Origin of the sequence: Nocardia sp. NPDC050412, assembly GCF_044458825.1 — a bacterium.
GTDB lineage: Bacteria > Actinomycetota > Actinomycetes > Mycobacteriales > Mycobacteriaceae > Nocardia.
In genome coordinates, this window is sequence record NZ_JBITIJ010000001.1 from 298,332 (window position 1) to 317,553 (window position 19,222).

Annotated in this window: 19 protein-coding genes and 1 pseudogene; 9 read left to right on the forward strand and 11 right to left on the reverse strand. The window is 66.0% G+C overall.

The genetic code is table 11. The features are described from left to right. Positions 1-132: 132 nt before the first annotated feature. Complete coding sequence (locus tag ACIBI6_RS01360) at positions 133-1,791, forward strand: DEAD/DEAH box helicase (protein ID WP_364340690.1); 1,659 nt, start codon at positions 133-135, stop codon at positions 1,789-1,791. Between the two features lie 95 nt (positions 1,792-1,886). Here ACIBI6_RS01360 and ACIBI6_RS01365 read toward each other — a convergent pair whose 3' ends face one another. After that, the gene (locus tag ACIBI6_RS01365) at positions 1,887-2,495 is read right to left on the reverse strand and encodes a TetR/AcrR family transcriptional regulator (protein WP_396954975.1); all 609 of its coding nucleotides are present in this window, start codon (positions 2,493-2,495) and stop codon (positions 1,887-1,889) included. A 107-nt stretch (positions 2,496-2,602) separates the two neighbouring features. Here ACIBI6_RS01365 and ACIBI6_RS01370 point away from each other — a divergent pair, with 107 nt between their 5' ends. After that, the gene (locus ACIBI6_RS01370) at positions 2,603-3,343 is read left to right on the forward strand and encodes an SDR family NAD(P)-dependent oxidoreductase (protein WP_396954976.1); all 741 of its coding nucleotides are present in this window, start codon (positions 2,603-2,605) and stop codon (positions 3,341-3,343) included. A gap of 11 nt (positions 3,344-3,354) precedes the next feature. On the opposite strand, the gene ACIBI6_RS01375 is transcribed toward ACIBI6_RS01370, so the two are convergent. Further along, positions 3,355-4,431, reverse strand: coding sequence for an AraC family transcriptional regulator (locus ACIBI6_RS01375; protein ID WP_396954977.1), 1,077 nt, complete (start codon positions 4,429-4,431; stop codon positions 3,355-3,357). A 55-nt stretch (positions 4,432-4,486) separates the two neighbouring features. Between ACIBI6_RS01375 and ACIBI6_RS01380 the strand changes: the two genes are divergently transcribed. Beyond that, a complete protein-coding gene (locus ACIBI6_RS01380) occupies positions 4,487-5,056 on the forward strand; it encodes a class I SAM-dependent methyltransferase (RefSeq protein WP_396954978.1) in 570 nt (189 codons plus the stop codon). A 176-nt stretch (positions 5,057-5,232) separates the two neighbouring features. Here the strand turns inward: ACIBI6_RS01380 and ACIBI6_RS01385 are convergent, their stop codons facing one another. Then, positions 5,233-5,793, reverse strand: coding sequence for a hypothetical protein (locus ACIBI6_RS01385; RefSeq protein ID WP_396954979.1), 561 nt, complete (start codon positions 5,791-5,793; stop codon positions 5,233-5,235). Then, on the reverse strand, positions 5,793-7,691 hold the full coding sequence (locus ACIBI6_RS01390; protein ID WP_396954980.1) for a DEAD/DEAH box helicase: 1,899 nt from the start codon (positions 7,689-7,691) through the stop codon (positions 5,793-5,795). The genes ACIBI6_RS01385 and ACIBI6_RS01390 overlap by 1 nt, the downstream gene beginning before the upstream one ends. A gap of 119 nt (positions 7,692-7,810) precedes the next feature. On the opposite strand from ACIBI6_RS01390, the gene ACIBI6_RS01395 reads away from it, so the two are divergent. Next, positions 7,811-8,575: a TetR/AcrR family transcriptional regulator gene (locus tag ACIBI6_RS01395; RefSeq protein WP_364339855.1), complete on the forward strand. Its 765-nt coding sequence runs from the start codon at positions 7,811-7,813 to the stop codon at positions 8,573-8,575. Positions 8,576-8,643: 68 nt separating this feature from the next. On the opposite strand, the gene ACIBI6_RS01400 is transcribed toward ACIBI6_RS01395, so the two are convergent. Continuing rightward, complete coding sequence (locus ACIBI6_RS01400; RefSeq protein ID WP_029903635.1) at positions 8,644-8,838, reverse strand: hypothetical protein; 195 nt, start codon at positions 8,836-8,838, stop codon at positions 8,644-8,646. Positions 8,839-9,111: 273 nt separating this feature from the next. Between ACIBI6_RS01400 and ACIBI6_RS01405 the strand changes: the two genes are divergently transcribed. After that, complete coding sequence (locus tag ACIBI6_RS01405) at positions 9,112-9,486, forward strand: DUF952 domain-containing protein (protein ID WP_396954981.1); 375 nt, start codon at positions 9,112-9,114, stop codon at positions 9,484-9,486. Position 9,487: 1 nt separating this feature from the next. Here ACIBI6_RS01405 and ACIBI6_RS01410 read toward each other — a convergent pair whose 3' ends face one another. Together ACIBI6_RS01410 and ACIBI6_RS01415 are read right to left on the reverse strand one after the other, a co-directional pair. Next, positions 9,488-10,132: a response regulator transcription factor gene (locus tag ACIBI6_RS01410; protein ID WP_364339859.1), complete on the reverse strand. Its 645-nt coding sequence runs from the start codon at positions 10,130-10,132 to the stop codon at positions 9,488-9,490. After that, positions 10,129-11,322 (reverse strand): sensor histidine kinase, encoded by a 1,194-nt coding sequence (locus tag ACIBI6_RS01415; protein WP_396954982.1) that lies wholly within the window; start codon positions 11,320-11,322, stop codon positions 10,129-10,131. The genes ACIBI6_RS01410 and ACIBI6_RS01415 overlap by 4 nt, the downstream gene beginning before the upstream one ends. A gap of 127 nt (positions 11,323-11,449) precedes the next feature. Between ACIBI6_RS01415 and ACIBI6_RS01420 the strand changes: the two genes are divergently transcribed. Both ACIBI6_RS01420 and ACIBI6_RS01425 read left to right on the forward strand, forming a co-directional pair. Continuing rightward, positions 11,450-11,932, forward strand: a complete 483-nt coding sequence (locus tag ACIBI6_RS01420; protein WP_396954983.1) for a cation:proton antiporter regulatory subunit — start codon at positions 11,450-11,452, stop codon at positions 11,930-11,932. Between the two features lie 4 nt (positions 11,933-11,936). Beyond that, complete coding sequence (locus ACIBI6_RS01425) at positions 11,937-13,121, forward strand: cation:proton antiporter (protein WP_396954984.1); 1,185 nt, start codon at positions 11,937-11,939, stop codon at positions 13,119-13,121. Here the strand turns inward: ACIBI6_RS01425 and ACIBI6_RS01430 are convergent. Next, a complete protein-coding gene (locus ACIBI6_RS01430) occupies positions 13,023-13,970 on the reverse strand; it encodes a rhomboid-like protein (RefSeq protein ID WP_396954985.1) in 948 nt (315 codons plus the stop codon). The genes ACIBI6_RS01425 and ACIBI6_RS01430 overlap by 99 nt on opposite strands. Positions 13,971-14,206: 236 nt before the next feature. Between ACIBI6_RS01430 and ACIBI6_RS01435 the strand changes: the two are divergent. Continuing rightward, a pseudogene (locus tag ACIBI6_RS01435) lies at positions 14,207-14,356 on the forward strand (hypothetical protein); the annotation flags it as partial. 446 nt (positions 14,357-14,802) lie between these two features. Next, complete coding sequence (locus ACIBI6_RS01440) at positions 14,803-15,579, forward strand: MHYT domain-containing protein (RefSeq protein WP_364339871.1); 777 nt, start codon at positions 14,803-14,805, stop codon at positions 15,577-15,579. A gap of 46 nt (positions 15,580-15,625) precedes the next feature. Here the strand turns inward: ACIBI6_RS01440 and ACIBI6_RS01445 are convergent, their stop codons facing one another. The 3 genes from ACIBI6_RS01445 to ppgK all read right to left on the reverse strand — a co-directional run bounded on the left by ACIBI6_RS01445 (position 15,626) and on the right by ppgK (position 19,216). Beyond that, entirely contained in the window at positions 15,626-16,477 is an 852-nt protein-coding gene (locus tag ACIBI6_RS01445) for an MHYT domain-containing protein (RefSeq protein WP_364339873.1), read from the reverse strand. A 413-nt stretch (positions 16,478-16,890) separates the two neighbouring features. Beyond that, complete coding sequence (locus ACIBI6_RS01450; RefSeq protein ID WP_364339875.1) at positions 16,891-18,261, reverse strand: RNA polymerase sigma factor; 1,371 nt, start codon at positions 18,259-18,261, stop codon at positions 16,891-16,893. A 196-nt stretch (positions 18,262-18,457) separates the two neighbouring features. Continuing rightward, complete coding sequence (gene ppgK, locus ACIBI6_RS01455; RefSeq protein ID WP_364339877.1) at positions 18,458-19,216, reverse strand: polyphosphate--glucose phosphotransferase; 759 nt, start codon at positions 19,214-19,216, stop codon at positions 18,458-18,460. Between the last annotated feature and the right edge of the window lie 6 nt (positions 19,217-19,222).

Consider the following 19,222-nt stretch of genomic DNA (forward strand, 5'->3'; position numbering starts at 1 on the left):
AGGGTCGTCTTCGTGACTGTGTCGGGTGGCGCCGCTGTGGCGGGAGAAGCGGAAACACCGGGCGATTCGCAAAAATCGAGCGCCGCGGGTTCCACAGGTGGTTCGCTCCGAGCCTGGCAGCGCCGGGCCCTGATGAAGTACTTGTCCACCAAGCCCAGGGACTTCCTCGCGGTGGCGACGCCGGGCGCGGGTAAGACCACCTTCGCACTGCGGGTCGCGGCCGAACTGCTGGCCGACCGCACCGTCGACCAGGTCACCGTGGTCGCCCCGACCGAACACCTCAAACATCAGTGGGCCCAATCCGCGGCCCGCGTGGGCATTCAGCTGGATTCGCGCTTCTCCAACGCGACCGGTGCGACCTCCGGCGACTATCACGGCGTCGTGGTCACCTACGCGCAGATCGCCTCGCATCCCGCGCGGCACCGCGTCCGTACCGAAAGACGCAGAACGCTGGTGATTCTCGACGAGATCCACCATGCGGGCGATGCGAAGTCCTGGGGTGAGGCGACCGCCGAGGCTTTCGGTGATGCCACCCGCCGACTCGCGCTGACCGGTACCCCGTTCCGCAGCGATGACAGCCAGATCCCGTTCGTCACCTACGAACCCGATGAGGCCGGTTTCCCGCGCTCTCGCGCCGACCACACCTACGGCTACGCGGCGGCATTGGCCGACGGCGTCGTCCGGCCCGTGGTCTTCCTGGCGTATTCCGGCGAGGCGCACTGGCGCGATAGTGCGGGCGAGGAGTATTCGGCCCGCCTCGGTGAGCCGCTGAGCGCCGAACACACCGCCCGTGCCTGGCGCACCGCATTGGATCCGGCCGGCGACTGGATGTCGAAGGTGCTGGTCGCCGCGGACACTCGGCTGCGGCAGTTGCGCGCGACCGGCATGCCCGATGCCGGTGGGCTGGTGATCGCCACCGATCAAGAGCGGGCCCGCGATTACGCCGAACTGCTGGAACACATCTCGGGCGAGCGGCCCGCGGTGGTGCTGTCGGATGATCCGTCCTCCTCGAACCGGATCGCCGAATTCAGCAAGAACACCCAGCCTTGGATGGTCGCGGTGCGCATGGTGTCCGAGGGCGTCGACGTGCCGCGTCTCGCGGTCGGCGTCTACGCGACCAGTGCCTCGACACCGCTGTACTTCGCCCAGGCCATCGGCCGGTTCGTGCGTGCGCGCAGGCCCGGTGAGACCGCGAGTGTGTTCCTGCCGTCGGTGCCGGTGCTGCTCGATCTGGCCGCGCAGCTGGAGCTGCAGCGCGATCACGTTATCGGCAAGCCGCACCGCGAGCAGAACGGCCTCGAAGACGAACTGCTGATCGATGCGAACAAGCAGAAGGACGAGCCGGGCGAGGACGAGAAGCCCTTCGTCGCACTCGCCGCCGACGCCGAACTCGACCAGGTGATCTACGACGGATCCTCCTTCGGCACAGCCACTTTCGCGGGCAGCGCCGAGGAGGCGGACTACCTCGGGATTCCCGGACTATTGGATGCGGAGCAGATGCGGGCGCTGCTGCGTGAACGTCAGTCGAAGCAGCTCGCTGAACGCGGTTCGACGGCGACGCCCGACCCTGGTCCGCAGGTCGCCTCGGCCGCCGAGCGGGTGGCGACCGCGGATAAGCTCGGTGAGCTGCGTCGCGAGCTCAACAGCCTGGTCGCCATGCATCACCATCGCACCGGCAAGCCGCACGGTGTGATCCACGGTGAGTTGCGCCGCGAGTGCGGTGGTCCGCCAACGGCATTGGCCACCGCGGACCAACTCGGTGAGCGCATCGCAGCCCTGCGCGGGAAGTGATCGCGGCGCCGTCGAGTACGGCACAATGGCTTCGGTGACCGCGCAAGTGCGATCGCTGCGGCCAACAGCGCTACGCGGTCGGGTAGCGATAGATATCAGCGCGCGATGGCCGATGCGGGCCACGCCGCCATGGCGCAGTCGATGGATTGGGTGAGTTCGGCGTGTGATGCCCCGTCGCGGGCTCGGATCGACAGTCCGTACAGCACCGTGGTGTAGAAGCTGGCGAGGGCCGCGGTATCGGTTTCCGGCGGTATATCACCTTCCGCGACACCGCGCTCGAGGCGTTCGCGGATGTCTTCGGTTGTCTGGCGGCGCTTTTCGACCAGGAAGTCGCGGATGGTTTCGCTGCGGGTGGTATAGGTGGAACCCGCCAGCACGACCATGCAGCCGTGCGGTTTGTCCTCGTGGACGTAGGCCATGGCGTTGTCGCGCAGCATGGCTTCGATGCTCGCACGGGCTGTGGGTTCCTCGCGCAAGGCGCGTGCGGTGTAGCCGCCTTCGGTCTCGCCGTACAGCTCCACAGCCGCGCGGAATAGTTCTTCCTTCCCGCCGAAGGCGGCATAAAGGCTCGGTGAGTTGATGCCCATCGCCGCGGTGAGATCGCTCATCGACGAGCCCTCGTAGCCGTGCTCCCAGAACACCTCCATGGCGCGACGTAGCGCGACGTCGCGATCGAACGCGCGTGGGCGTCCCCGTTCGGCCATGGCCCGATCCTTTCTGTGTCGATCGTTAAATATACCCCTTGACGGCATCGCCGCCCATGCGCTTAGCTATTTATGTACTGATCGACACAGAATTAGGAGGAGTTGCGATGTCGGATCTGACGGGAAAGGTGGCACTGGTGACCGGGGGCAGTCGGGGGATCGGAGCGGCTATCGTCCGGCACCTGGCCGCCGCGGGCGCGGATGTGGCGCTGACCTACCAGCACAACGAGTCGCAGGCGAAATCGGTGGTAGCCGAGGCGGAAGCGTTGGGGCGGCGCGCGATCGCCATCCAGGCGGACAGCGCCGACGCGGGCGCGGTCGTCGCGGCGGTGCATCGGGCCGCGGTCGAACTCGGCAGGCTTGATGTGCTGGTCAATAACGCGGGTATCTTCCCGGCCAAGCCGTTCGAGGAATTCACCGTCGAGGAGATCGACCGCGCGCTGAATATCCACGCGCGGGCGGCATTCGTCGGTGCGCAGGCAGCGGTCGAACATATGACCGAGGGCGGGCGGATCATCAGCATCGGCAGCAACCTGTCCGAGCGCGCCGCATTCGGCGGACTCGCGCTGTACAACCTGAGTAAATCCGCACTCAACGGATTCACGAAAGCCCTTGCGCGCGAACTCGGCCCGCGCAGCATCACGGTCAACCTGGTGCAGCCCGGCTCCACCGACACGGATATGAACCCCGCCGACGGCGACCACGCCCCGCACCAAATCGACCTGACCGCCCTCGGTCGCTTCGGCACCACCGACGACATCGCCGCCACCGTAACCTTCCTCGCCGGCCCCTCCGGCCGCAGCATCACCGGCGCGACCTTCACCGTCGATGGCGGCACCAACGCCTGATTCCGTCGCGATTACCCGGCGAAGTAGCGGCCGGGAGAGACGCCGACGGTGCGGCGAAAGGCGGCGACGTAGGCGCTGGGGGTGGCGTAGCCGACCCGGCCCGCGATGCGGGCGACCGGCAGGCCCTCGGCGAGCAGGGGGAGCGAGGCGGCCAGGCGGATCTGGGTTCGCCACTGGCCGAAGCAGATCCCGGTTTCGGTGAGGAACAGTCGGGCCAGGGTGCGGGGGCTGGTGGCGGCGTAGGCGGCGAATTCGGCGAGGGTGCGGGGGTCGGCGGGGTTTCGGGTCAGGGCGTCGGCGACCTGTCCGGCTCGGCCATCCACCGGTCGGCGGGCGCCGACGGGAATCACCTCGACCGGCTCGAGAAGGTCGAAGACGACTGCCTCCGCGCGTTCGCGTCGTGCGGACGCTATGTCATCGGTGAGATTGCGGGTCGGCGCCGCAGACCCTTCGGCATGAGTGCCCTCGGGCGGCCGGGCGCTGAGCGGAGTTTCGTCGACGCGCTCGAATCGAACTGCTTCCGCGCGTTCGCGTCGTGCGGTGGCGACGTTGTCGGCGGGGTTGCGGGTCGGCGCCGCGGACCCTTCGGCATGAGTGCCCTCGAGCGGGTGGGCGCTGCGAGTGGGCTCGTCGACGTGCTCGAGCCGCTTCGCATCCGCTGCTCGCGCGAGGGCGGTGTCCGGTCCGGTGAGATGGTCGAACAATTCGCGCAGCAATGGCGATACTCGCAGCATCGTCGGGGTGGTCAATGAGACCGGGCATCGATCGGGTGCTACGAAGATGCCACGCATGATCGCGCCCTGGGTGGTGCCGGTTCGGTGTCGGGTGCCGCCGGGGATCCACAGTGCGCGTGTCGGTGGCAGCACCCAGTACCCGTCGCCGATTTCGACGGCGATGACACCCCTTGCTGCCCAGGCTATTTGGTGCTGCGGATGTTCATGGGTGTCGAACCAGTGGCCTGCGGACATGACGCCCGCGCCGAAGACCATGGCGGTATCACCGATCGCGGCGGGTAATACCACGGATCCGTCGTTCGGCTGGGGTGTCCCGGGCTGGCCGGGTACCAGGGATTGGCCGTTTCGCGACACAACTTGTCACCGTAGCCTGTCGCGGTCACTGTCGGTCGCTCCTAGCGTGAGTCGCATGGCGATGAACTACCTCCACAAATTGATGTGCCGATCGGCGGCGTGGGAGCGTACGAGTACGACGCGGATCGTGCCGTGGGCGCTGTCAGGCCTCGACCTCGGTGCGTCCGCACTCGAGATCGGCCCCGGCTACGGTGCCAATATCCGCGCCTTGCGAGAGCGCACCGGCAAACTGACCGGTATCGAGATCGATCCGGTGCTCGTCGATCGGCTGCGTACCCGACACGGTGCCGCGATGACGGTGATCCAGGGCGACGGCGCGGATATGCCCTTGCCGCCAGGGCAATTCGATTCCGTTGTGTGCTTCACGATGCTGCACCACGTACCCACCGTCGGCGCACAGGACGCTCTGTTCGCCGAAGCCCTACGCGTCCTGCGTCCCGGCGGTGTATTTGCGGGCAGCGACGGTCTCGACGGCCGGGTATTCCGTCTGCTGCACCTCGGCGACACCTGCGTGCCGGTTCCGCCGGAGCATGCCGCCGACCGGCTCACCCGAGTCGGCTTCACCGATGTCGAGATCGAATCCGGCGAACGCAGTTTCCGCTTCCGCGCCCGCTGTCCCGAGTGAGGAGGTCGAGCGTTCTGGCGTGCACTTTCCGTCGAATCCGGCAGCTATCGCCACATCAGCGCGAATAGTGCACGTCAGACCAGTCACCGACAAGCGCGTGGCCGTTCGCGACCTGCTCGTGTTCGATGTCGAACTGATCATCGGTGGCTCGCCCCAGGGCGTCCGCCGGAATCGTTTCAGCGCATCGTTATTGCGGCCTCGAAGTATTCCGCAGGGTCGAGTGCATTTATCGGCGTCCAGCGGGGTGACTCGACCGGTGGCGCCGAATCTTCAGGTGCCGCTTGGAAATAGCCCTGGATTTCCAGGGCTAGTCGAGGGTTCTCGTCCACGCGCCGGGCTATGTCGTAGTACACCGCGAGGACGTGCACGCACCGCGCGGTGCGAGCCGAACAGGAGCAGTCCGTCCCGGCCGGATTCGGCGCCGGAGTGGTGCCGGCGTTGACCAACGCACGGTGCATCTCGTCGGTGAGGACTGTTGTGTCCGGAATGATTTCGGCGATCGCGGTGATCGCTGAGCGGGGCAGCGGCGCGACTTCCAGGTGGGTTACCGAGGCTTGCCCACCGCGGTGGATGGCGGCGCGCACGATGCGGCCCTCGATGCTCGCCTGGACACCGTGGTTGCGGGCGATGCTGCGGGCACGGGGGAGCAGCGAGTCCGGTCGGGTCTGGCGCAGCGGTTCGGCGAGCCGGACCCAGTCCATGCCCCATGCCGTGTATCCGAATTCGTTGTCCGCCATCAGTTCTCCCTCTTGCGGCGCAGGATCTCGATGAGCTGGTCGTCATCGAGGCGGGCCAGTGCGGCGATGCCCGCCGAATCGTTGAGGTCCGCGAGCGCGGATTTGCGGTCGTGCATGCCCGCGATGTGTTCCTCGACGGTGGTGCCCGAGGTCAGGGTGGTGATGGTCACGGTGCGGGTCTGCCCGATGCGGTGCACCCGGTCGGAGGCCTGGGCTTCCACGGCCGGATTCCACCACCGATCGAAGTGGATGACATCGGCGGCACGTGTCAGGGTGAGCCCGGTGCCCGCGGCCCGCAGACTCAGGATCAGCACGGGCGGACCGTCTTCGGCCTGGAAGCCCGAAACGATCTCGGCGCGCTCGGCCTGGTCGAGTCCGCCGTGGAAGAACGGTGCCCGCACTCCGAGTTGTTCGTGCAGGTGGCGGACCAGCAGGTCGCCGGTGGCACGATACTGGGTGAATATCAGTGTCGGGTCACCGGTTTCGAGACTGTTGGCCACGATATCGGTGCACAGGTCCAGCTTTCCGGATCGGCCCGCCAATTCGCCCAGCTCACCGGTGATCAGTCCCGGATGGTTGCAGACCTGCTTGAGGGCGGTCAGCGCCGCGAGCACTCGGCTCTGTCGTTGCACGCCGTGGCCGAAGCCGTCATCGATTGCCTTGTCGAGCAGTTGGTCGTACAGCCGTTCCTGCTCATTTGTCAGATCGCAGAGCAGATCGCTGTGGATCTTCGCGGGCAGCGAGGCGGCGACCTGCGCCTTCTTACGCGCCAACAGCACCGGTTCGAGTGCATCCCGCAGCCGGGAAGCCGCGGCCGTCGAACCCTCGTGGATCGGCCGGACGAACCTACGCCGGAACTGCGTGCGATGTCCGAACAGCCGCGGCGCCACCAGATTCAGCAGCGCCCACAGCTCCTCGAGATGGTTCTCCACCGGCGTACCCGTCAGCGCGACCTTCGCCTCCGCCGTCAACGCCCGCGCCGCCTTGGACACCTGGGTGCGCGGATTCTTCAACGCCTGCGCCTCATCGAAAACTACTGTCGCCCAGGACTGATCGGCCAACACGCCACCGTGCAACCGCAACATCGGATACCCGGTCACCACAATGGTCCCGGCCTCATCCGCGACCTCACCCCCACGCCACAGCACCGGCCGCAGTCCCGGTGCGAACCGTGTCATCTCATGCGCCCAGTTCCCGACCAGGGACGTCGGGCAGACCACGAGCTGCGTCCCACGCTCGGCCCGCCCGAGCAGAAACCCGATGGTCTGCACCGTCTTCCCGAGCCCCATCTCGTCGGCCAATACCGCCCCGCCGTGCGCCGCGACGGTCTCGTGCAACCACCCCGCGCCCCGCACTTGATAGGGCCGCAGCTCCGCCTTCAGCCCCGCCCGCAATTCCGCCCCGACGCACCGTGTTTCACGCAACACCCGCGCCGCTCGCGCGGCGGACACGATCGACGTCCCGGCGGCGTCAGGGACAGCGTGCGCCGCAATGGGCAGCAGTACCGAATCGTCCGGACGACCCTCCGCCTCGGATCGCAGCGGCGATATGCCGCCCGCCTGATCAGACGCGGCCGGGCAGCCGGATGGTGCCGCGGCTTCGCGACGAGACGTGTTGTGGGCTGGGGTGTGCTGGGTCGGTGTGGCAATCCCTGAATCCGGCTGTGTAGCGCATGGTTCGAGTCCATCCAGCAGCACCGCGCGCCAAGCATGTACGGATGGGCCCGCGTTACCGAGGTCCAGCTTCAACAGTTCGTCGGGATCAACGAGTGCGCACTCGACATCGATGACCGCGATCGCGCCCCGAGTTCCCGTGGGCACCGCTAAAGAGAGCGTTTCTCGATCGCCATCGGGCGCGCGGCCGGGCGTGGAGCCGGTCCAAGTCCACAGCGCGAACATATGGCGGTCGGGTAGGTAGGTGGCCTGTGTGCTGGGCAGAGCGGTCCCCTAAATCGTCGTATTGCGTACGGAGTATTATAACAACGTACAGCGTACCGAATTAATTCCGAGAGGATCACGTGACCGACCAGGCGAAACAGCTCATATGCCTGCTCTGGCGGCATGCTGTGCCGCCGCGACCGGGCGGGCGAGGCCCGAAGCAGACGGTGAGTGTCGATGCGGTCATCGCCGCCGCGATCGCCCTCGCCGATCGGGAGGGGTACGAGAAGGTGTCGATCCGCGCGGTCGCCGCCGAACTCGGCCTGCGCCCGATGAGCCTCTACACCTATGTGCCGAGCAAAGAGGCTTTGACCGTTTTGATGGTCGATACGGTCGCATTGGAGGACGTACCCATCCCGACCGATATCCCGGTCCGTGACCGCATGTCCGCGATCGCCGAGCAGGTCCGTGCGGAACTGATGGCGCATCCGTGGCTGCTCGAGGTGCCACCGTGGCGGCTGGTGCTCGGTCCGGGCCGGATGCGCCGCTATGAACAACAGCTGGCCGCGATCGAGGGGATCGGGTTATCCGATCTGGCTATGGATCGGGTGATCGCGGTGCTGTCGGAATTCGCGACCGGCAACGCGCGGATGGCGATCGCCGGAATCCGCAGTACTGCGGAGCTGACCGACGCGCAGTGGTGGGAGCAGCACGGCCCGCTGTTGACCGAGGTCATGTCGGCCGAGGAGTTTCCGATCGCCTCACGGGTAGGTGCGGCGGTAGGCGAACGCTATCAAGCGCCGTCGGACCCGGAGGGCGACTTCGCCTTCGGCCTCGGAAAACTGCTCGACGGCATCCTGTCCGGAGTAGCGGGACCGGACACGTCGACAGCGGGCGACCTGTAGGTCGCCCGCTGTCGTCTATCAGCGCTGTTCTGTTGTTCGATGCTGTTGTGTCGGGACGCGAGGATAGGTCAGAGCGCGGGAGCCGATTCCGTATCGATCACGGCTTCGAGCTCACGCAAGCGATCCATGTGTTCATTCGCGTGGTGCTGGCAGAAGAGCAACTCGCCACCTGCGGGCAATACAGCACGAACTCGTGCGGCAGCACCGCAGCGGTCGCAACGATCGACCGCGGTCAGTGGGGTGCTTGTCAGGGTTCCTGGCATGACTCCTCCGTCCTGGCTCCCGGCACTACAGTCCGTTCACCTGGTGTGGGGCCCGTGGTCACTCCGCGGGCTCGCTACCGCTACTTCCCAGCAGGGGTATGACTACTCTGTCAGACGTTCGGGACGGGGGCTTTGTTCCCGGAAGTGATTCTGTGTGTTTTCGATAACACCACCTGGGATTTCGCTACTGGCGAACATCGCTGGTTAGGTATCGAACTCCACTCGACCACGATCACGAACAGGCCTATCCAGTTGTCTACCGGGAGATTACCCGTGATCCATGACACTCACACGCTCGTTCACATTTGCACTCTCGCCGAATGGCTGACCGCCCGGCAAACCGGCGAGTACCGCCCGGAGTCGTTCGAGGAGATCGGATTCATCCATCTCTCCACCCCACAGCAGGTGCACCTGCCCGCCAACCGACTTTTCGGCGGAAGGCGTGACATGGTGCTGCTGCGCATCGATCCGGGCCGCGTCGGCGCGCCGGTGAAATGGGAACCGGGCGTGCCCACCGATCCCGACTCGATGCTGTTCCCCCATCTGTACGGTCCGCTGCCGGTCGGCGCGGTCATCGCCGTGGTCGAGTACCAGCCCAGCCCGGACGGCACCTTCGCCGCACTCGACCCGAAGTTTCCGGCGTCCTGACCTACCGGTCCCTGACCTCGCGCGCCACGATCGCGGCCTGAACGCGGGACCGCACACCGAGTTTGGTGAGTACTCGCGAGACATGCGTTTTGACTGTTGTCTCGCCGATGAACAGCCGCGCGGCGATCTGCGCATTGGACAGACCGTCGCCGAGACAGTCGAGCACCTCGCGTTCGCGTTCGGTCAGCTCGTCCAGACCGTCCGGTGCGGGCCGGCTCGATTCGCCATCGGTCGAGGCGAACGCATTGATCACCGCGGCGGTCACCTCGGGGGCGAGTACGCCGTCACCCGCGGCCACCGCGCGCACCGCATCGACAATTGCTTGTCCCGACGCGGATTTCAGCACGAAGCCGGATGCGCCGGCGCGCAGCGTCCGGAAGACGTACTCGTCCAGATCGAAGGTTGTCAGGATGAGCACCCTGGCCAGGCCGTCGTCGGTGATGCGGCCGGTGGCGGTGATGCCGTCGACGCCCGGCATGCGCACATCCATCAGCACCACATCCGGGCGCAGCGCCCTGGCTTGTGCCACCGCGATATCGCCGTCGGCGGCCTCGCCGACCACCTCGATGCCATCGGCGGTCTCCAGGATCATCCGCAGTCCGGCCCGGATCGCGCCGTGGTCGTCGGCGATCAGTACCCGGATCATCGCGCCTCCGTCGTCGAGATCGGCAGCCGAGCAAGGACTTCCCAGCCGTCGGCGCCGGGTCCGGCGGTGAAGGTGCCGCCCAACGCGACCGCCCGTTCCCGCATATTCATCAGGCCGCTGTGGCGCGCGTCGTCGGTCGGTCGGTTGCGCACAAGTATGGGATTGCGCACCGAGAGGGCCAAATCCGCTGCCTCCGTGCGCACGTCGATCTCGACCTCCTGTCCCGGTGCGTGTTTCATGGCATTCGTCAATGCTTCCTGGACGATTCGGTACGCGGCCTGGTCGACCGCGCTCGGCAGCGCCGTCCCGTTCAGTGCATCCCGCACGCGCACGGTGATTCCGGCCGCGCGGGCGGCATCGACGAGAATCCGCAGCTGTGCCAGTTTGCGCGGTGCGGCCGCATCGTCCTCGGCGCCGTCGTCACGGCGCAGCAGACCGATCATGGTGCGCATTTCCTGCAGCGCGCTGACACTATTGGACCGGATCGACGAAATGATCCCGGCGACAGTGGGATCGGTGTCCTGCCGGGCCAGCACCCCCAGCGCCGCTTCGGACTGGATGGCGATGGCCGAGAGATGTCCTGCGATCACATCGTGCAGATCGCGCGCCATCGTCTTGCGTTCATCGGTGATGGCGGCACGTCGGTCCAATTCGGCGACCAATGTCATCGCCTGTGCGCGTTTGCGTTCGGCTTCGGCGATCTCCTTGTGCCCGCGCACCGACAGGGCCCACCACAGCGGGGTCGCGACGAAGGCGAACAGCGCGGCGATGGTGATCACCGCGACCCGCCAGTCGCCGAGCACCAGTGCCAGCACGGTCAGTACCGCCGAGACCACCCCACACACCGTGACCAGCGAGCGCGAACGCGCGGGTGCGGCATACAGCACGCCGGCATAGATGAGATCCGAATAGATGAGCCAGACCGGCACCGTAGGGCCGAGTGCGAAATCGATGGCGAAGGGGATCAGCCCGATAGCGAGAGCCGACATCGGCGTGCGCCGCCGCAGGAAGGTCGTCACGCAGATCAGCGCGAGCACCCCGAACCGCACCGGCAGTGACGGGTGGCGGCTCAGGTCACTGGCCATCTCGGACAGCCCGGTCAGATAGAGCGCGGCGCCGAGTACGAGCGCGAAGGCGGCGACCAGCGCGTCCTGCGCGGTCGCCGACAAAGCTTCCCACTGCCGTCGCATCGCCCCATCACAGCACACGCCCCGCGTTCCGGGGTCCGCCGAAGGAATGAGTTCCGGTCGATCCGACGACCGACCTGATCGGAGCCGCTCGGGCGGTCAGCCCTTTTTGCCGGTTAGGGTGGAGGGTGTGAACGTCGATGTCACCGCCCTACCCGGGATCGGGGTACGCAAAGACTTCCAGCTGCGGTCGGGTCGCCGGATCGGTGTGGTCGATCACCGCGACGGCGGCATCGATCTGATCGTCTCCAAACCCGATGACCCGGACTCCTGCGCCGCGCAAGTGCCGCTGACTCCCGACGAGGCCTCGGTACTCGCCAACCTACTCGGCTCGCCGCAGCTGGTGGCGAAGCTACGCGAGGACCACCGCGACCTACCCGGGATCACCACCCGCCAGCTACCCATCGCCGAGGATTCGCCGTACGAGGGCCGAACCCTCGGCGAGACCGGAATGCGCACGCGCACCAAGGCTTCCATTGTCGCGGTGATGCGCGCGGGGCAGCTGCATCCCTCGCCGGGACCGGATTTCACCTTCACCGCCGATGACATACTCGTGGTCGTCGGAACCCCCGACGGTCTGGACGCGGCCGCGAAGATCCTGACGCACGGGTGAGAGCGTGAACGCAACCGCGCTCGCCCTCATCGAGCTCGGGGCGGTGTTATTCGCCCTAGGAATGCTCGGGAGAGTGGCGGCACGATTCGGCATGTCCCCGATTCCGCTCTACCTGCTCGGTGGGCTGGCCTTCGGCCAGGGCGGTTTCATCGAACTGGGCGCCGCGAACGAATTCGGCCATATCGCAGGCGAAATCGGTGTGGTGCTGCTGTTGCTATTGCTCGGCCTCGAGTACACCGCGGTCGAGTTGGTGACCGGATTGCGTCGCTCCTGGGCCGCAGGTCTGGTCGATCTCGTCGCGAACGCGACACCTGGCGTGGTAGTCGCCCTGGTGCTCGGCTGGGGAATGACCGGAGCCATCACCATGGCCGGAGTCACCTACATCTCGTCCTCGGGCATCGTCGCGAAGGTGCTCAACGACCTCGGACGCCTCGGTAACCGGGAAACCCCGGTGATCTTGTCGATTCTGGTCTTCGAGGATCTCGCGATGGCGATGTATCTGCCGATCCTCACCGCGGTGCTGGCCGGTACGAGCTTGCTGAGTGGGCTGACCGTGCTCGGTCTGGCCTTGGCCAGCGTGACCGTCGTTTTGGTCGTCGCGCTGCGGTACGGCCGGTACGTCTCGGCGATCGTGGACAGCGCCGACCGCGAGGTCTTCCTATTGAAGCTGCTGGGCGCTGCGCTGCTGGTCGCCGGGCTGGCGTCGGCGCTGAATGTCTCGGCGGCGGTCGGCGCATTCCTACTCGGCATCGCTATTTCCGGTTCGACCGCCCACGAGGCGACGAAACTATTGGAACCGATCCGGGACCTGTTCGCGGCGATCTTCTTCGTGGCCTTCGGACTCAGCACCGATCCCGGTGCCATTCCGCCCGTGCTCGGTTGGGCGATCCTGCTCGCGGTCGTCACCGTGGTGACCAAGATCGCGACCGGCTGGTGGGCGGCGAGTCGACAGGGCATCCGCCGGATGGGTCGGGCACGCGCGGGCGCGGCGCTGGTCGCGCATGGTGAATTCTCCATCGTCATCGCGGGTCTGGCGGTGAGCGTGGGTGGGGTAGACGCCCAAATTGCCGGACTGGCCTCGGCTTATGTGCTACTGATGGCGGTGCTCGGCCCGATCGCGGCCCGCGTCGTCGAACCGGTCATCGGCGTGGTGCAGCGCCGCTTCAACCCCGCCGTCAGCACCGGATAGTGGTTGCGCCGCGACGGAACTCGGCTCGGAATCGCCACCTGCCGCGGGAATCCGGGCGGCCGCAAGCGGATTCGTCGCCGTAACCGGTATCGGCGCGGCGGAAGTCGCCTGGCGTTCGGCACGCAGGCGTTCGATCCGTCGCCAGAAGGTCGATGCGACGAATCCGACCGCCAAACCGATCAGGGCCGCGCACATATGCCCGTAGTCGGTGAAAGTCGGTCCGATCAAGAGCGCCGAGGCGAGGAATACGACGATGACGCCGGCCCACAGCGCGCGGACCACACCGCGGAAGTGGAAGGCCATGGCCGCCAGCACTGCGGTGAATCCGTAGCTGGTGCCGACATCCGCCGCGTACTGCACGCGCACCGGGATGACGTGATGATCGATGGCATGGTCGATCGCCGTGACGGTGAGCAGCGTCGCGCCGATATGTCCGGTCGCGAACAGCAGAATCCAGCGGCTGGTGCCGAGCCAACGTTCGGCGAAGCCCATCACCACCAGGATCTCGGCGATGGTGACCCAGGGAAATTGGCCCTGGGTCCAGAACGCCGAGGCCACCAGCACCTGGATCGGGTTGTGCTGCATGTTGTAGAGATTGGTGGAGGCCGAGAAGATCAGCCTGCGCTCCACCGAATCGCCGACCCCGCGCAGCGTCCACCAGGTGACGAACAGAGTGAACGCGTAGGCCGTGCTGGCCGGTGCGCCGGACAGGTGCTGGCGCAGTTCGGGCAGCAGTCGGCGCAGCAACCGAGGTCGACGTGCCCACGACCAGATCGCGCGTGACTCGTCACCGAGGTCGACGGTCTGCGTCCAGGGGGAGTGGATTCGGCGCAAAGTGGGGGCAACCACATACACAAGTCTGCCGGTTCCAGGGCTCTTCTGCCCGTAGACCCGCCCGGTCTGTGTCCTGGCTCACCTGAGCTGGTCTTTCCGGACCTGTTGGCGATTCATGTCCGGCTCCGCAGAGTCGGTCCGCCGACCAAGGGGGTGACCGAGTACTTCCTGTTGGACGGTTGTCCTCGCCGCTGCGCGCATTAGTGGTCGCACTGGCCTCGGCTGCTGCACGATCAGCAACCGGCGAGACGCTGCCCGCCCGATCCGACGGCGCCCGCTCGTTCGGCGACATGCGATCGGCCTTCTATGCCGGGTATGACGATTCCGACCGCGAATACATCCTGCTCGGTGACCCCAGGCGACGGATCGCCGAAGGCACGACCCTGAGGTCCACCACCTTCGGCAACCTCTGCTAGTTCGCACGCGAATACTGCCGACGGGTGCCGAGCACACGACGCCGGTCAAGTCCGGTTGGCGACTGACGCTGATCCGGCTCGGCGGTCCTGGGCCGCAATGAGACTCGGCATGTGTACCGAAATTGCTGCGATGTTCTTGCAGATGTGCGAACGCCCGCCGTGGACTGTCGTATTCGCGAGATGCATTGTGTCCCAGCAATATCGGTGCTGATCGATTGCCGGAAGCGGCAATCTACACGATTCGGGGGCGAGGAACCATTCGGTATGTATGGTCACCGCCGAGTAGCGGGCGCCGTCTTACTGACTGGATTCATCCCATGACAAATTTAGCGGACGGTAGTACTGTAAATCGCCTACCTGCTGGTTTGTACAAGCGGGCGGGCTCGCGCTGTCGAGATAGTGGCCGAGGTCTGCCCAACGAGGGAGTTCGCGTGCTGGAAATCAACCACTTCAGCCACGGGTTGCTCACGCCGGTTGTGGCCTATCTGATGTCATTCACCGGATCATTGCTAGGGCTGCGGTGCGTGGTCCGAGCGCGGGCCGGTAGCGGACACGCCGGATGGCTCGTCGCCGCGGCGGTCGCCATCGGCGGCACCGGTATCTGGGTCATGCATTTCATTGCCATGCTGGGCTTTTCGATCCACGGCGCCTCGATCCGCTACGACGTGCCGATCACCCTGCTCAGCGCGGTGATCGCGATGGTGGTGGTGTGGATCGGCTTACGGGTCGCACAGATGCCGGGCTTGGCTCCGGTGGCGCTGTACATCGGCGGTGCGATCACCGGTGTAGGCGTCGGCGCCATGCACTATTCCGGCATGTATGCGATGAAATCCGATGCGGTCATCGAATACGACGGACGAATCGTGTTGCTGTCCATGGTGATCGCGGTGATCGCCGCGACGGCGGCACTGTGGTTCGCGCTGCATATTCGCGGCACCCTCGCCACCATCGGCGCGGCACTGGTCATGGGCGTCGCGGTCTGCGGCATGCACTACACCGGCATGTTCGCGATGCATGTGCAGGACGGCCACCATATGCACTCGCCCACGGGCGCGGGCGCGACCCAATTGCTGACTCCGCTGACGGTCGGCGTCGGCATGGTAACCATGATGCTGCTATTGCATATCGGCATCACCGATGTCGACGATCCGGCATACGACGGTGCGCGCGGACCGCGCTCGACGCGCTACTGGCCGACCAGGGACTGAGTCCGCTCAGCCCGGAGAGCATGTCGCACAGGCGATTTCGATAGGTTCAGTGGCGCGGCACCTCGGTCCGCGTCGGCCAGTACGCGGTCGCCGACGGCATTATCTCCGACTCCACCGGCGGCAGCGGCGGTAGCGGATCGAGTTTGGCGCGCGGTGCGATGCGCAGCGGCGGCAGTTCGATATTACGGTCGATCTCGGTCAGGCTGACGCTGATAAGCAGCAGCATGGTCACCACACTGGCCACCACGATCAGCGGTGCGATCAGGTCCATGGCGCCGGCTCCATCGGGCGTCTGGGTATTTCCGGTGTGCGCGTGCATCGCCGACATCCCGGTGTAGTGCATACCGCAGACCGCCACGCCCATGATCAGTCCGGCGCCGACGGTCGCGGGAAATCCCTTGACCCGCAACGTGAACCAGAGCGCAACTGTCGCCGCGGCCACCGCGATGACCACCGACAACCCGACGCGGCGCATGTCATAGCTGATCATCGCATTCGACTTCATCGCGTACATGCCCATGTAATGCATAGCCGCGACGCCGAATCCGGTGACCGCACCGCCGGCCAGCAGGCCGAGCAGCGACGGTTCGGGTTTGACGACGATGAAAAGTCCGATGCCGACCACGGCGACCGCGGTGATCGCGCTCAGCAGAGTGAGTGGAATGTCGAACCGTATTTCGCTGCCGCGGATCGAAAAGCCCAGCATCGCAATGAAATGCATAACCCAGATGCCGGTGCCGCCGATGGCGACGGCCGCGCCGAGCAGCCAGCCGATCCGGTCCTTGCCGGTGCGGCCGCGCGCGGCGCACTGCAAGCCGAGCAGGCATCCGGTCACCGACATGGTGTAGGCCAGCAGCGGGGTCAGCAGACCGTAACTGAAATGGTAGATATCGAGCACGCACGCCCCCACTGCCGAAGAACAACATCGGCGATTGAAACAACAGAGGGTCAGACGATACGACAGCGATCGAACCAACGGGGGCCGAAATTTGGGTTCGCAGAAGTGGTTTCGGTCACTTTTAGGTTTGATTGAAACCCGAATTGGTTAGCGGAACGGACGCTGTCTCGGTTGCCGCTACATGGCTGATCGATTGCCCCGCAGAACGCCGAAAGATTCTGTGGCAGAAGCAGTTCGGCTCAATAGTGTGGAAAACCGCAATGGGCACAGTCTGATTCGACGGTAGCCGGGTCGCAGGCGGGTTGAATGCGGGCAGAGTTGCCGGTCGATACGACGACAAGGAGGCCGGGTGCGAAAAGCAAAGCGCCCGCGCTGTGGGGCGCGGGCGCTTTGCGAAAATCGAGCAGAACGAACTAGTCGAGGTAGTCGCGCAGGACTTGTGAGCGGCTCGGGTGGCGCAGCTTGCTCATGGTCTTCGACTCGATCTGCCGGATGCGCTCACGGGTGACCCCGTACACCTGGCCGATCTCGTCGAGGGTGCGCGGCTGACCGTCGGTCAGGCCGAAGCGCAGCCGGACCACGCCCGCCTCGCGCTCGGACAGCGTCTCCAGCACCGACTGCAGCTGATCCTGCAGCAGCGTGAAGCTCACCGCGTCCACCGCGACGACGGCCTCGGAGTCCTCGATGAAGTCGCCGAGCTGGCTGTCGCCCTCATCGCCGATGGTCTGATCCAGCGAGATGGGCTCACGCGCGTATTGCTGGATCTCGAGGACCTTCTCCGGCGTGATGTCCATTTCCTTGGCCAGCTCCTCCGGGGTGGGCTCGCGGCCCAGATCCTGAAGCAGCTCGCGCTGGATGCGGCCGAGCTTATTGATGACCTCGACCATATGCACCGGGATGCGGATGGTGCGGGCCTGATCGGCCATGGCGCGGGTGATGGCCTGCCGGATCCACCAGGTGGCGTACGTGGAGAATTTGTAGCCCTTGGTGTAGTCGAACTTCTCCACCGCGCGGATCAGACCGAGGTTGCCCTCCTGGATCAGGTCCAGGAATGCCATACCGCGACCGGTGTAGCGCTTGGCCAACGAGACCACCAGACGCAGGTTGGCTTCCAGCAGGTGGTTCTTCGCACGGTTGCCGTCGCGCACGATCCAGGTGTAGTCGCGGCGCATAGCGACCGGCAGCTTTTCACCCTGCTCGGCGAATTCGCGCACCTTCTCCGCCGCATAGAGTCCGGCCTCGATCCGCTTGGCGAGTTCGACCTCCTCTTCGGCGTTGAGCAGTGCGACCTTGCCGATCTGCTTGAGGTAGGCACGCACGGAGTCGGCCGATGCGGTGAGCTCGGCATCCTTGCGGGCCTGGCGCAGCGCCTCGGATTCCTCCTCGTCCCAGACGAAGTCGCCGGAGGCCTTGTCCGCGGCGGACGGTTCGTCGGCCTCGCCCTCCTCGACCCCCTCGGCGACTTCCTCGACGAGTTCCTCGGCCTCATCGGCGAGATCGTCCTCGGACACCTCGAGATCGCCGAGATCCTCCAGATCCAGATCCTCGGTCTCGGCGTTCTCGTCGCCGGGTTCGCCCTCCGGACCGGCCTTCTTCGGTCCGGCTTTCTTGGCTGGGCCCTTCGTCGCCTTCGCGGCGGCGGCCTTCTTGGCCGGGGCCTTCTTGGCGGCGGCCTTCTTGGCCGGAGCCTTCTTCGCGGCAGCCTTGCGGACCGGCCGTGCTTCGGTTACATCTGCGGAGTCGGCGTCGGCCGATTCGGCGGTCTGACGGGTCGTGGCTACCACGTACGCCCTTTCGTGACGGTCTCGTGCGGCGTCACGCCAGAGTGGTGTTCCGGCGGAGCGGTCTGTCGGGTTTCACCGGCTGAGCGCCGGGTCTGGGGTTTCCGGCTCGCGGCCGGAGTACGTTCCATTGTAACGATCGAACCAGGGTACCTACGGCACGATCCCGGCAACGGCTAATGCCATACCCTCCGCGCGTCTACGGCGCGATGCCGGCATCGATCGCCATGGCCGCGCCGACGATGCCCGCGGTGTTCTCCAGCCGCGCGGGAATCACGGGGGTTCGGTTGGTGAGCAACGGAATCCATTGCTCGGCATCTCGACTGATGCCCCCACCTGCGACGAAGACCTTCGGCCAGAACAAATTCTCCAGCCCGCTGAGCACAATGCTGACCTGTGCTGCCCACTGCTCGTAGGTCAGGCCGTCGCGATCCTTGATCGAGGCGGCGGCGCGATGTTCGGTCTCCATACCGCCGATCTCCAGATGGCCGAGTTCGGTATTGGGCACCAGCGTGCCGTGGAACAGCAGCGCCGAGCCGATGCCGGTGCCGAAGGTCAGCAGCAGCACCAGGCCGTCGAAATCCTTTGCCGCGCCGTAGTGATCTTCGGCCAGACCGGCCGCGTCGGCGTCGTTGAGCACGGTGACGGCACGACCGTCGAGTGCGGTGGAGAACAGCGCCCGCGCGTCGGTACCGATCCACGCCTTATCGATATTGGCGGCCGTCTGCGCGACGCCCCCTAGCACGACCGAGGGCAGTGTGATGCCGACCGGGCCCTCCCAATCGGCCTGGGCGACCAGTTTGGCGACAGCGTCGGCGACCGCCTGCGGTGTCGAGGGATGCGGTGTCAGAATCTTTATCCGCTCGTGGACCAATGCTCCGGTGGTCAGATCCACCGCGGCGCCCTTGACGCCGCTGCCACCGATATCGATACCGAATGCGTGCCCCCGAGCGGACATGACGTT